Source organism: Pseudobacillus wudalianchiensis, assembly GCF_001685015.1.
In the GTDB taxonomy this organism is placed as follows: Bacteria; Bacillota; Bacilli; order Bacillales; family Domibacillaceae; genus Pseudobacillus; species Pseudobacillus wudalianchiensis.
In genome coordinates this window covers 1-12,328 of sequence record NZ_MAYT01000007.1, presented here as the reverse complement: position 1 = coordinate 12,328, position 12,328 = coordinate 1, and the positions used below count along the sequence as shown (strand labels likewise).

Genomic DNA, 12,328 nt, shown 5'->3' with positions numbered 1-12,328 from the left:
TAAAAGTAAAATTCAACAAAGGAGGGTATCTTCATGGCTTACAGAAAGCTAGGACGTACAAGCGCTCAGCGTAAAGCGATGCTTCGTGACTTGACAACTGATTTAATCATCAGTGAGCGTATTGAAACAACTGAAGCACGTGCAAAAGAGCTTCGCTCAGTTGTCGAAAAAATGATTACACTTGGTAAACGCGGTGATTTACACGCACGCCGCCAAGCAGCTGCATTCCTTCGCAACGAAGTAGCATCAACTGTTGAAGTTGAAGGTAAAGACGGCAAGACGAAAGAAAAACCAGTTTATGCAGTGCAAAAACTTTTCTCTGATGTGGCTCCTCGTTACAGCGAGCGCCAAGGCGGTTACACGCGCATCATGAAAATCGGTCCTCGTCGTGGTGACGGTGCACCAATGGTTATTATTGAGCTTGTTTAATTTTCAGTAAAACCACTACAAGGGCAGAACCTTCCAGCGCGGTTGTGTTTTGCCCTTTTCTCATAATTTTCGCTGAAGACTGAGCATTTGAAGCTAGAGCGTTACGATGAGCATTTTTTAGATGACTCGTCTAGCTCATGTACCCCTTCCACTCTTAATCCGTTTAAGAGGCCCTTTTGCGGGCAGGAATTTTCCTTTGGAATGGGGTGCGGGCTTTTTTTGTATTCAGAATCTTTTGACCGTCTACTCAGCTGAGAAAAGAGGGAAGTCATGAAAGAGAACATAATTTCCATCAATCACGTTCATTTTCGTTACCCAGGGCAAACGGTGTATGCTCTAAAAGACGTTAGCTTGAATGTAGCGAAAGGCGAATGGTTGGCTATTGTGGGGCATAACGGCTCAGGGAAGTCGACGCTTGCCAAAATGTTAAATGGCCTCCATTATCCAGAGGAAGGTCAAGTAACGATCTGTAATTTCCCCTTAAAAGATGAATTTGTTTGGGATATACGTAGACGTCTTGGCATGGTTTTTCAAAACCCTGATAACCAGTTTGTTGGCACAACAGTACAAGATGATGTGGCTTTTGGGTTAGAAAACAATGGAATACCTCATGAAGTGATGGTAGAACGAGTAAAAGCATCCCTTCAACGCGTAGGCATGCTTGATTTTCTGAATCAAGAGCCGCACCATCTTTCCGGTGGACAAAAGCAGCGTGTAGCGATTGCCGGCGTGATTGCCCTTCAGCCAGATATTATTTTATTGGACGAAGCCACATCGATGCTCGATCCGCGTGGAAGAGAAGAAGTGCTTCGAACTGTTCGACAGTTAAAGGAAGAGCAAGATTTAACGGTCATCTCGATCACCCACGACCTGGAAGAAGCTTCTCGTGCTGATCGTATTATTGTGTTGAATAAAGGGTCCGTTTACCGGGAGGGGACACCTGAAGAAATTTTTCAATTGAATGAGGAATTAATCAAATTAGGTCTTGATGTGCCTTTTCCAGTCAAGCTAAGTGAAATCCTCCGTTTGCAAGATTTCGAGATTGCGAGTAATTATTTATCAGAAGAAGAGCTGGTGAGAGAGCTATGGACATCCAACTTCAAGAAGTAGAATACCGATATGCAGCAGGAACACCTTTTGAACGCCTCGCTATTGAGGATGTTAGCTTTACCATTCCAGAAGGAGTATTCTTAGCGGTAGTCGGTCATACGGGCTCTGGAAAGTCAACGATTATCCAGCACTTGAATGCTTTACTGCGACCGACAAAGGGACAAGTTGTCATTGGAGATCGGGTTATTTCAGCAGGGAAGAAAGAAAAAAACTTGAAGTCCGTTCGCAAAAAAGTAGGAACCGTCTTTCAGTTTCCTGAACATCAGCTATTTGAAGAAACGGTTGAGAAAGATATTTGCTATGGGCCGATTAATTTCGGAATACCAGAGGAAGAAGCAAAAAAGCGAGCCCGGTCATTAATTAGCCAAGTAGGCCTGTCCGAAGAGGTACTGCAAAAGTCTCCTTTTGATTTATCAGGCGGCCAAATGAGACGGGTAGCGATTGCCGGTGTCCTGGCGATGGAGCCGGAAGTTCTTGTGCTTGATGAGCCGACAGCTGGCTTGGATCCCCGGGGGCGAAAAGAAATTATGGATATGTTCTATACTCTTCATCAAGAGCATGGACTTTCTACTATATTAGTTACCCACAGCATGGAGGATGCGGCTTTATATGCCGATGAGATGATTGTCATGCATAAAGGGAGAGTACAGAAGCAAGGAAAACCGAGAGATCTGTTTTCACAGCCGGATGAACTCGCTGCCTTCGGACTTAGTGTTCCGGAAGTAGTCCGGTTCCAACATCGCTTTGAAGCGTTATCTGGCATGAAGCTCGACAGGACCTGCTTAACGATCGAGGAGTTGGCTGAGGAGCTAGCACGCGCAAAAAAGCGGGGTGAGGACAGATGATGGAAAAAATGATTTTTGGCCGTTATTTGCCGCTTCAATCACCTGTTCATGAGCTGGATCCGCGGGCAAAGCTATTATTTATCTTCGGCTTTGTGATTGTTGTTTTTCTAGCAAACAATATTCTGTCTTATGGGATATTAGCGGTTTTTACTCTTCTGTGCATTTATCTATCAAGAATAAATATCCGCTTTTTGCTTTCTGGGCTGAAGCCAGTTATTTGGATTATCGCTTTCACTTTTTTGCTCCATATCTTTTTAACAAAAGAGGGAGACTTGCTGTTTAATATTGGTTTCTTAAAGATCTATGAAGGCGGAGTTAGACAAGGTGCATTTATTTCCCTGCGCTTTTTACTCTTAATTTTGGTTACGTCTTTGCTGACGTTAACTACTTCACCTATTTCGATTACGGACGGGCTGGAAAGCTTACTGAACCCATTTAAAAAGCTAAAGCTGCCGGTACATGAATTGGCGCTTATGATGTCGATTTCCTTGCGCTTTATTCCAACATTAATGGATGAAACAGATAAGATTATGAAGGCCCAAATTGCAAGAGGCGCTGACTTTTCAAGCGGTCCAATCAAGGAGCGGGTAAAAGCGGTTGTTCCTTTGCTAATCCCCTTATTTGTCAGCGCGTTTAAGCGGGCTGAAGAGTTAGCGGTAGCGATGGAAGCACGCGGCTACCGTGGAGGAGAGGGACGGACAAAATACCGTCTGCTGCATTGGCAAGGAAAAGACAGTGCTGCCCTTGTGCTGCTGCTTGTACTGGCTGCCCTTTTATGGTGGGCAAGAAGTTAATGGAGTGATGATATGCCGCGAGTGAAATGTACGATCGCTTATGATGGAGCAAAATTTTCTGGTTATCAAGTTCAGCCGAATAGCCGAACCGTACAAGAAGAGCTGGAGAAAGCACTGGCTCTTATCCATAAAGGCTCGGAGATAAAAGTAACGGCGTCTGGCCGGACAGATGCGGGTGTGCATGCCAGAGGACAAGTGATCCATTTTGATACATCACTGGCTATTCCCGACGCTCGCTGGCCGTCAGCTCTTAATAGCCGTCTTCCAGAGGATATAGCCGTGAAACAAGCTGAAACGGTTCCTGACTCCTTTCACGCCCGTTTTTCGGCTGCAGGCAAGGAATACCGCTATAAGATTTATCAAGATCAAGTCCGTGACCCGTTTAACCGTTTTTATGCATGCCAATCTCCAGTGAAATTGAATACGTCTCTTATGGAAGAAGCAGGCCGCCAGTTAATCGGTACTCATGATTTTACGAGCTTCTGTTCAGCAAAGACAGAAGTCGAGGATAAAGTGAGGACCATTACGAAATTAGAGGTGGTCGAAAAGGGAGAAGAGATTGAACTGCGAGTGGCAGGAAGCGGATTTTTATATAATATGGTCCGGATCATTACGGGGACGTTAATGGAGGCAGGAAAGGGCAAAATCAGCCCTGACGATATTTCCTCTATTTTAGCGGGACGAGATCGGTCGCTAGCGGGGAAAACAGCACCAGCAGAAGGGCTGTATTTGTGGAAAGTGTTTTATTAGCGCTTTTTAGGCCGCTGTGGTCATGGCAACTAGCCCGGGTGTCACATTTTTTCTTGACATTGACTTCTGGAAGTTATATTATATCCTATGGTACGTTATTTAACCCCACGATAAGCCCCGGAAACTTATTCGTGATATAAATAAAATACAATGAACAATGAAACAATTAATAAATTTTTAGGAGGACAAATACCAATGCGTACGACTTATATGGCGAAAGCAAGCGAAATCGAACGTAAATGGTACGTGATCGACGCTGCAGGTCAAACACTTGGCCGTCTTTCCAGCGAAGTTGCGTCAATTTTACGCGGTAAACATAAACCAACATTCACACCACACGTTGACACTGGTGATCACGTAATCATCATCAATGCAGAAAAAATCGAATTAACAGGTAACAAATTAGCGGACAAAATCTACTACCGTCACAGCATGTATCCAGGCGGTTTGAAAACTCGTACTGCTAACGAAATGCGTACAAATTACCCTGAAAGAATGCTTGAGCTTGCTATCAAAGGCATGCTTCCAAAAGGTTCTTTAGGTCGTCAAATGGCTAAAAAATTACATGTATATGCTGGTCCTGAACATAAGCACCAAGCACAACAACCGGAAGTTTACGAACTTCGCGGCTAATTATTAAGAGGAGGTTATTATCTTGGCACAAGTTCAATATATCGGAACAGGTCGCCGCAAGAGCTCTGTTGCTCGCGTGCGCTTAGTACCTGGAGACGGCAAAATCGTCATCAATGGTCGTGACGTAGAAAACTATATCCCATTCGAAGCATTACGTACAGTAATCAAGCAGCCGCTTGTAGCAACTGAAACAACTGGCAGCTATGATGTACTTGTAAACGTACACGGAGGCGGCTACACTGGTCAAGCTGGAGCGATCCGTCATGGTATCGCACGTGCGCTTCTTAATGTAGATCCTGAATACCGTGCTGTGTTAAAACGTGCTGGCTACTTAACTCGTGATGCCCGCATGAAAGAACGTAAAAAATACGGTCTTAAAGCAGCTCGTCGTGCACCTCAGTTCTCAAAACGTTAATTATTGGCGTTCGGAAGGCTCTCAACCATTTTGGTTGGGGGTCTTTTTTATTTATCCGCAGGAGAAGAAGTATTTTTAAATAAAAAACGTCCGGCTTTCTATAAGGAAAGCCGGACGATCTACTTATTTGTAGGTTTCATAGTAGGCCGCTCGCTTCACATCATTGAAGCGGTGTTCCCACTTGGAGATCACGATGGTTGCCAGAGAGTTTCCAACCACGTTGACGACAGTACGAGCCATATCGAGCAGGCGGTCGATTCCGGCGATGAAGGCAAGTCCCTCGAGCGGAATGCCGACTGAACCAAGCGTAGCTAACAGAACGACAAATGAGACGCCCGGTACACCAGCGATCCCCTTAGAAGTGACCATGAGGACCAGAACGAGGGTAATCTGGTGGACAATGCTCAAATGAATATCGTACATTTGGGCGATGAATAGCGCAGCAATCGCTTGGTAGAGCGTAGAACCGTCCAAATTAAATGAATAGCCCGTTGGGATAACGAACGATACAATATCTTTGGGGCTCCCGAACTTTTCCATTTTTTCAATGATCTTCGGTAATACGGTCTCCGAGCTAGAGGTTGAGTAAGCGAGCAGCAATTCATCCTTAAGTACTCGAAGAAGGTGGAAAATATTGATGCCTATTAGTTTGGCAATTCCGCCAAGCACGACCAGAATGAAGAAGATCATGGTAGCATAGACGAGGATCATTAGCTTTCCGAGCGGTACTAGCGAAGCCAGTCCGAATTTAGAGACTGTGACGGCGATCAATCCAAATACGCCAAACGGTGCAAATTTCATAATCAGATTTGTCACCCAGAACATCGCATCGGCTACCCCCTCGAAGAAGGCCAGCACGGGTTTCCCCTTATCACCGATCGCTGCAATTCCTAGTCCAAAGAGGACAGTGAAGAAAATAATTTGCAGCATATTGGTGTTTGCCATTGAGTCAACAATGTTTGTGGGAACGATATTTACGAGGGTTTGCAGGGCGCCGTGATCCTCACTTTCCACTTCTTTCGTGGTTTTTACATATTGATCGATATCCCCTTTTTCTAAGCTCGACATATCAACACCAGAGCCAGGATGGAACAGGTTCGCAGCCAATAGACCGACCAGAATGGCAACGGTCGTCACCGCTTCAAAATAGAGAATGGTCTTTCCGCCGATTTTGCCTAACTGTTTCAGGTCTCCGGTGCCTGCCACCCCTAAAACGAGTGTAGATACGATAATCGGGACAACAATCATTTTAATCATATTCAGGAATATCGTTCCGAGCGGCTGCAAATACTTCTCCACACCTGGGTGTCCGTAAAATACCGCTCCGACGATAATCCCTAAAATTAAACCGGCTAAAATTTGATAAGCCAGTGAAAATCTAAATTTCTTTCTCATATTGATACCCTACTTTCTCATCCACTTTAATCTCTAATCTTATGCCTTTTCTTTTCTTCCCTGTTTTAAATTTTTTCACACCTGTCAAAAAAATATTTTAGTAAAAAGCCGGGCAATACATATGTTTATTATGTAAGGTTCCTTGAGGGAGCACTTAAACGCCCGCTGACTTTGAGCAAACTGAGGAAAAGGCCGTTCTATTATGAAGGGGCGGAAGATATGCTAGGTGTATAAAGTTCAAGAGATCATTTATTGACAAAGGGAGGCTCGATAGCGATGTTTGATCCACAAAAATTAACCGTGCAGCTTCTATCTCCCGCTACGTTTATGCAACCTGTAGAAGGAAGAAAATATACGCTCACTCATTCGGATGTAACAGGGGAACTGTTTTTGGCTACTGGATATGTATATAACTACAAGGCTGTTAACTGGAAAATGCGGGATGAGGTGCTGGCTGAATGGAAAAAAGATCGTGAAGGGCGGCTCCGGTTAGCCGGAAAGGCGTATGTGGACGGTGGAGAATTCGGAAAGGAGGCATCGGGTATCCGGTTTAATATCTTTCAAAAGGAAACGGGTACAGCGATCAAAGGGATCGTATATGGCGATTTGCAGTTTTACAATCACTACCCGGCTTTGCTTGATGCTCCTATCTTTATCCATTATGAGTCCGCTTATCCGCCATACAATAAAATCTTTTACTATGGCACCCCACGCCAGTACATAAACCAAATCACTCAAGGTTCCTAAGCGAGCGCTGACTTCTTTGGTCAGGGCTTTTTTGTATTGAGGCTAGCCGTTGAATATGAAGTCAGGGAACAGGGGACTCTACTATTAACACATCATAATGAAAAGGAAGAGGTGATGAGATGGCTAAACGTAAAGCGGAGAAAAATGCAGTAGAAAAGTATGCCAAAACGCCGAAAAAGAATATCGAAGAAGCGGATTATTCTGTAGAGTTTGCGGCAGGAGAAGATCCGATGAAAGGGGCTAACCGTAACTCCAACCATGGCCGGGAAGGCAGAGGCAACTAACCGTGAAGAGGATGTTTTAATAACATCCTCTTTTTTGTGCCTGCATTCATAATTCCTTGCCTTGTCCCATATGATGACAACAGGAGGGGAAAAGGGGGAGTTGGATGAAAGGATGGAAAAGGTGGATTGCTTTTTTAATGGGCAGTGCCATCCTTGTTTTCGTCATTCAATTTTTAAATGAAAATTATATGTCTTGGAAGCCGTGGAGCATGCCGCTTTCAGGGAAGATTATTTACTTAGACGCCGGGCATGGAGGACCTGATGGCGGAGCAGGAGATCAAGAAGCACTTGAGAAAGATATTGCCCTGTCTATTACGAAGAAAGTACGAGATTATTTGCAGGGGCAGGGGGCGATTGTGTTAATGACGAGAGAAAAAGATGTAGATCTTGCTCCTGCCGATATGCAGACCTATCGCTCGCGCAAAACGGAAGATTTAAAAAAGAGGCTGCAATTGATCAACGAGTCGGAAGCGGACCTGTTTGTCAGCATTCATTTAAATGCTATCCCCTCTCCGCGCTGGAGGGGTGCCCAAACATTTTATGCCCCTCATATAGAGGAGAATAAAGAATTAGCTAAAGCCCTTCAATATGAACTTGTCTTAAATCTTGAGAATACGAATAGAGAAGCAAAGGCGATTAACCACGTATATTTATTGAAATATGCAAAGAAGCCAGGGGCATTGGTGGAGGTTGGTTTCTTGTCTAATCCGGCAGAGAAACAAGATTTATTAACAGAAAAGTATCAGGATAAAGTGGCAGCGTCTATTTACAAAGGAATCATGAATCATTTGGATGACAGAGGGGGATAAGGGCGTATAAGCTCTATCCTTTTTTTGATGATTGGTTATGATATACTGTAAGAGAAAATAAGCAGATAAAGGATGGTGGAAAGTGTGTTAACGATAGAGCAAGTAAGAGATATCTTAGGTCAAATGAATGACCCCTTTTTACATAAAACATTAGCGGAAACAAATGGCATCGTCGACATCAGCATAAAAGAAGAAAAGCAGCATGTTAGCGTGAAAGTAGCCATTGCTAAGACAGGTACAGCAGAGCAGCTGCAATTTCAAATGCAAATTGTGGAGGCCTTAAAAGCAGCCGGTGCCAACACGGTCGGTATCCGCTTTACAGAGCTTCCTGAAGAAGTACTCGCTCAATACCGCGGTTCAGAGAGTAACGAAGGCGGCCATAGTTTACTTTCACCGGAAAGCCAAACAACGTTTATTGCGATTGCAAGTGGCAAAGGCGGAGTCGGTAAGTCAACGGTTTCTGTTAACCTTGCTGTTGCTCTTGCCCGCTTAGGGAAAAGAGTCGGACTTGTAGATGCTGATATCTACGGGTTTAGTGTACCTGACATGATGGGCATTGAGCAGCGTCCTGTCGTGCGTGGAGACAAAATTGTCCCTGTAGAGCGTTTTGGGGTAAAAGTGATTTCTATGGGCTTTTTTGTAGAAGATAACGCTCCTGTTATTTGGCGTGGTCCGATGCTTGGGAAAATGCTTAATAACTTCTTTGAAGAAGTAGAGTGGGGCGAGCTGGATTACTTATTGCTTGATTTACCGCCAGGAACAGGCGATGTAGCGCTTGATGTTCATTCTATGATTCCTCATTCGAAAGAGATCATCGTCTCTACTCCGCATCCGACAGCTGCATTTGTTGCGGCTCGTGCGGGAGCGATGGCTTTACGAACGGATCATGAAGTCATTGGTGTCATTGAAAATATGGCGTATTTTGAAAGCAAGAAAACTGGGGAAAAAGAATACGTCTTCGGACGCGGCGGCGGAGATAAATTAGCGGAAGAGCTGCGAACGGAAGTATTAGGAAGACTCCCGCTTGAACAGCCGGATTGGAATGAAGAAGAGTTTGCGCCATCTATCTATGCAGAAGACCACAAACTTGGAAAGATCTATCAAGAGATCGCGGAAAAAGTGATCGATAAATTAAACAGTAAATAAAAAGGACAGCCAGTGAGTTTTCACTGGCTGTTTCTTTTGCTATGAACCGCTTCCCTATTTTTTCTCTTTCCCGCCGCCTGCCGCTTCTTCTGTAGCTGCCTTTAGTAATATATCCTGTATTTTGGCTTTATATAGAGGACTGGTAAATGTCTCGTCCATTACTGTTTGCAAATGTTCTCGGTATTCTTTGCTCTTTAACAGCTTGGTGACACTCTTTTGGTATTCTGGGTCTTGCATAATACTCAACATCATATCTTGATATTGGGGATCCTTCATAAGTGCTTTTAGTAAGTTTTCTTGTTCTTTCCTCATTCCCTTAGCCATCGAACTGGCGAATGCCGGATCTTTAAAAGCTTCTTTCCAAAACTTCTCTCCTTTTTCAGAGACCAACGTATCTTCAATGGTTTTTGTCACCATTTCCTGATCTAAAACAAGCTGTTGCTTTACTTTTTCATCCTGCATTATGTCCTGAAGAGCTTTTTTACCATCATCGGTTTTTAATATATCAACGACCATTTTTTTAGTCGCATCATAATCCATTTGAGCATTTCCGGTATCGACCGCGCCCCCTCCGCAAGCCGCCAAGAAAAAAATAAGAAAGAGGAGCGGCAAGACAGGTTTCCACATAAAGAAGCTCCTTTCTGGGCTTTTCTTATTGTTAATATAAGCAACCGTAAAGAAATTATTCAGAGCTGAACGAGTGCCTAGATTTTTTTTATGTTCATTGTTACAATCAGGGGAGGCATAACTATATAGTTGGGGGTAACAAGGTGACAATCCGGAATTGGGTTAGGTTTTTTGTACATACATTATTGATTGGCGGGCTAGCTGCCAGCGTCCTCGGCTTTTTTATTCGTTGGGATGAATTAGCTCCGTTAATTAGTACGGGCGGATGGAAGGATATTTTCTCGATCCTAATGTGGCATGTATTCGTTGGTTTCACGTTTAGCGTCATTAGTCAGATGGGATTTTTTGCGTATTTAACGGTTCATCAATTTGGAGCGAGCATGTTTCGTTCTTTTTGGAATACGGTACAATTTGTGATCATTGCATTCGTTTTATTCGACCTTATTTATTTCCGTTTTCAGGCGTTTGCCGATAAAGGGGAATCGCTTCTTTCTTATATGGGTTTAGCGATTTTACTTTTAGCAGTTGGTCTTATTATTGCTTTTTATAAAGCAAAACAATCCAATAAAAGTGTATTTATTTCTGCCTTATTTTTCATGGTAGTAGTGACGGTGTTAGAATGGCTGCCGGTACTTCAGGCGAATGAAACGAAGTGGCTTTATATTATGTTATTTACTTTATTGCCATGCAACGCATTTCAATTGCTGGCTTTGCCTAAATATAATCAACGTACATCTCAAAAAAGCGGAGCCTAAAGGCTCCGCTTTTTTAGTCTTTATCCGGGTTCCCTTTCGTTAGGGAATAAGCTTTGTTTCCACTTCACCATTTGAGATTAACTCGGACACCGTAACTAGCTTGCCAGCGGATTGGGAGGTTTCGATAATTTTAGGAAGGACCGCATTTGTTTGCTTAGCCGAGTCAGATGCATGCATAAAGATGATATCCCCGTTTTTAGCTTCTTTTACCTTGGATAAAATAACAGAAGTCCCTGGATTTCTCCAATCATTTGTATCAATGCTCCAATGAACATAGGTTAAGTTCATATCGTTGGCTATTTTGAGTACTTCTTGATTAAAATGGCCAGTCGGCGCCCGAAGCAATTTAATATCTTCAATTTGCAGCTTTTTAAATACTTCTTGTGCTTTAAGTAAGTCTTTCCTAATTTCCTCTTTTTCCATAGACGTATAATCTACATAATTGTATCCAAGCAGGCCAATTTCAAAATGGTGATCCTTCATTTTTTTTACAAGATCCGGATGGCGTTCTGCCCAAGAAGCGGACAAGAAGAAAGTTGCTTTTGCTTTATGCCGTATCAATGTTTGTAGAATTTGTGCAGCTTTTTCATCTCCCCATCCAATATCAAAGGTTAAGGCAACTCCATTTTCTCCTTTGTAAATTGCTTTCGGAGGCTCTTTTTCTAAAAAAACGGGAATACTTAAAAAATTTTGGGTAAACAATAAAATAGCTGTGAAAAATGAGACAGAAATGAGCAACAAGAGCTGTTTCGTTTTTTTCATATGCAATGTATAAAAGAAAGTCATGCTCTCCCTCCGCTAAAGTTATCTTATTCAACTTTATGAGCATGTACACAAATATTATGACAAACAAATAGATTTACCGAATAGCATAGTAGTATGACACTGAAATAAAAAAGAAAAATGGGTGATAAGATGTTGGGATTGTTAATTAACGAAGAAGAAAAAAGAGAAATCTATTATTTAATCAAACGCGAAATGGATGAAATTTTATTCGATCTTGGCGATTCCCGAATAGATGAATCTGTTAAAAGCTCTATGAGGAAAAAATATATGCGTCTATTTAAATTGTTTAAGAGAGTAGCGGCTGAAGAAGAGTGTATGAAATACTTAGCGTATAAAATATCAGCTGAAAAAAACCAATCATCAGCCTCCTCTTTTGACGCATAAGGAGCTAGATTTGGAAATTACGAGAAAAGAGGTATTTGGAATAGCGCGAATAGGGAGTAATACAGGAAGAATAAATAAAAAGAGTTTAATCATCCAACCAAGAAACCCAATCAAGAGCAGTCCGCATTATGGACAAGGAAGTTAGGGTCGGTCTTAATATTGATAAAGAGACTGACCTTTTTCTATCTAAATGATCTTAGTGTTTTTAAGCAGTATTATGAAAAACAAAATATAAATTAAATAATTTGTTGACAGGGATATTTCATTCATGTTAAATTACTAATTGTCGCTGCAAACAAAGCAACTAAGCGGTGAATTAAAAAACGAAAATAACTGTTGACTTTCAGATTGAAAACATGATATGATAGTCAAGTCGCTGTTAAAGCGAGTTAAAAATTGATCTTTGAAAACTGAACAAA

The 12,328-nt window shown here is 42.5% G+C and carries 16 protein-coding genes; 13 read left to right on the top strand and 3 right to left on the bottom strand.

Annotation, left to right across the window (positions count from 1 at the left end; genetic code table 11):
* Positions 1-33: 33 nt before the first annotated feature.
* From rplQ to rpsI, 7 genes are all read left to right on the top strand, one after another.
* Positions 34-429, top strand: coding sequence for a 50S ribosomal protein L17 (gene rplQ / locus A8F95_RS07040; RefSeq protein ID WP_065409907.1), 396 nt, complete (start codon positions 34-36; stop codon positions 427-429).
* A gap of 270 nt (positions 430-699) precedes the next feature.
* A complete protein-coding gene (locus A8F95_RS07035; RefSeq protein WP_065409906.1) occupies positions 700-1,539 on the top strand; it encodes an energy-coupling factor ABC transporter ATP-binding protein in 840 nt (279 codons plus the stop codon).
* Positions 1,515-2,384 carry an energy-coupling factor ABC transporter ATP-binding protein gene (locus tag A8F95_RS07030; protein ID WP_065409905.1) on the top strand — a complete coding sequence of 290 codons (870 nt, stop codon included), beginning with the start codon at positions 1,515-1,517 and terminating at the stop codon, positions 2,382-2,384. Before A8F95_RS07035 ends, A8F95_RS07030 begins: the two co-directional genes overlap by 25 nt.
* Complete coding sequence (locus A8F95_RS07025) at positions 2,381-3,178, top strand: energy-coupling factor transporter transmembrane component T family protein (RefSeq protein WP_065409904.1); 798 nt, start codon at positions 2,381-2,383, stop codon at positions 3,176-3,178. The genes A8F95_RS07030 and A8F95_RS07025 overlap by 4 nt, the downstream gene beginning before the upstream one ends.
* Positions 3,179-3,190: 12 nt before the next feature.
* Positions 3,191-3,928: a tRNA pseudouridine(38-40) synthase TruA gene (gene truA / locus A8F95_RS07020; protein WP_065409903.1), complete on the top strand. Its 738-nt coding sequence runs from the start codon at positions 3,191-3,193 to the stop codon at positions 3,926-3,928.
* A gap of 195 nt (positions 3,929-4,123) precedes the next feature.
* Positions 4,124-4,561 carry a 50S ribosomal protein L13 gene (gene rplM / locus A8F95_RS07015; RefSeq protein WP_049659403.1) on the top strand — a complete coding sequence of 146 codons (438 nt, stop codon included), beginning with the start codon at positions 4,124-4,126 and terminating at the stop codon, positions 4,559-4,561.
* Between the two features lie 22 nt (positions 4,562-4,583).
* Positions 4,584-4,976, top strand: a complete 393-nt coding sequence (gene rpsI / locus A8F95_RS07010) for a 30S ribosomal protein S9 (RefSeq protein WP_049659405.1) — start codon at positions 4,584-4,586, stop codon at positions 4,974-4,976.
* Positions 4,977-5,099: 123 nt separating this feature from the next.
* On the opposite strand, the gene A8F95_RS07005 is transcribed toward rpsI, so the two are convergent.
* Entirely contained in the window at positions 5,100-6,371 is a 1,272-nt protein-coding gene (locus A8F95_RS07005; protein ID WP_065409902.1) for a cation:dicarboxylate symporter family transporter, read from the bottom strand.
* A gap of 276 nt (positions 6,372-6,647) precedes the next feature.
* Here A8F95_RS07005 and A8F95_RS07000 point away from each other — a divergent pair, with 276 nt between their 5' ends.
* The 4 genes from A8F95_RS07000 to A8F95_RS06990 all read left to right on the top strand — a co-directional run bounded on the left by A8F95_RS07000 (position 6,648) and on the right by A8F95_RS06990 (position 9,357).
* Positions 6,648-7,118, top strand: a complete 471-nt coding sequence (locus tag A8F95_RS07000; protein WP_342669944.1) for a staygreen family protein — start codon at positions 6,648-6,650, stop codon at positions 7,116-7,118.
* A 119-nt stretch (positions 7,119-7,237) separates the two neighbouring features.
* A complete protein-coding gene (locus A8F95_RS22380; RefSeq protein WP_176713644.1) occupies positions 7,238-7,402 on the top strand; it encodes a hypothetical protein in 165 nt (54 codons plus the stop codon).
* Positions 7,403-7,506: 104 nt separating this feature from the next.
* Positions 7,507-8,211 (top strand): N-acetylmuramoyl-L-alanine amidase CwlD, encoded by a 705-nt coding sequence (gene cwlD / locus A8F95_RS06995; RefSeq protein ID WP_065409901.1) that lies wholly within the window; start codon positions 7,507-7,509, stop codon positions 8,209-8,211.
* Positions 8,212-8,283: 72 nt separating this feature from the next.
* Positions 8,284-9,357: a P-loop NTPase gene (locus A8F95_RS06990; RefSeq protein WP_425414978.1), complete on the top strand. Its 1,074-nt coding sequence runs from the start codon at positions 8,284-8,286 to the stop codon at positions 9,355-9,357.
* 54 nt (positions 9,358-9,411) lie between these two features.
* Here A8F95_RS06990 and gerD read toward each other — a convergent pair whose 3' ends face one another.
* Positions 9,412-9,984 carry a spore germination lipoprotein GerD gene (gene gerD, locus A8F95_RS06985; protein ID WP_065409900.1) on the bottom strand — a complete coding sequence of 191 codons (573 nt, stop codon included), beginning with the start codon at positions 9,982-9,984 and terminating at the stop codon, positions 9,412-9,414.
* Between the two features lie 143 nt (positions 9,985-10,127).
* On the opposite strand from gerD, the gene A8F95_RS06980 reads away from it, so the two are divergent.
* On the top strand, positions 10,128-10,739 hold the full coding sequence (locus A8F95_RS06980) for a KinB-signaling pathway activation protein (RefSeq protein ID WP_065409899.1): 612 nt from the start codon (positions 10,128-10,130) through the stop codon (positions 10,737-10,739).
* A 39-nt stretch (positions 10,740-10,778) separates the two neighbouring features.
* Here A8F95_RS06980 and A8F95_RS06975 read toward each other — a convergent pair whose 3' ends face one another.
* Complete coding sequence (locus A8F95_RS06975) at positions 10,779-11,525, bottom strand: polysaccharide deacetylase family protein (RefSeq protein ID WP_065409898.1); 747 nt, start codon at positions 11,523-11,525, stop codon at positions 10,779-10,781.
* Positions 11,526-11,654: 129 nt separating this feature from the next.
* Between A8F95_RS06975 and A8F95_RS06970 the strand changes: the two genes are divergently transcribed.
* Entirely contained in the window at positions 11,655-11,909 is a 255-nt protein-coding gene (locus A8F95_RS06970) for a hypothetical protein (protein ID WP_049659413.1), read from the top strand.
* Positions 11,910-12,328 lie beyond the last annotated feature (419 nt).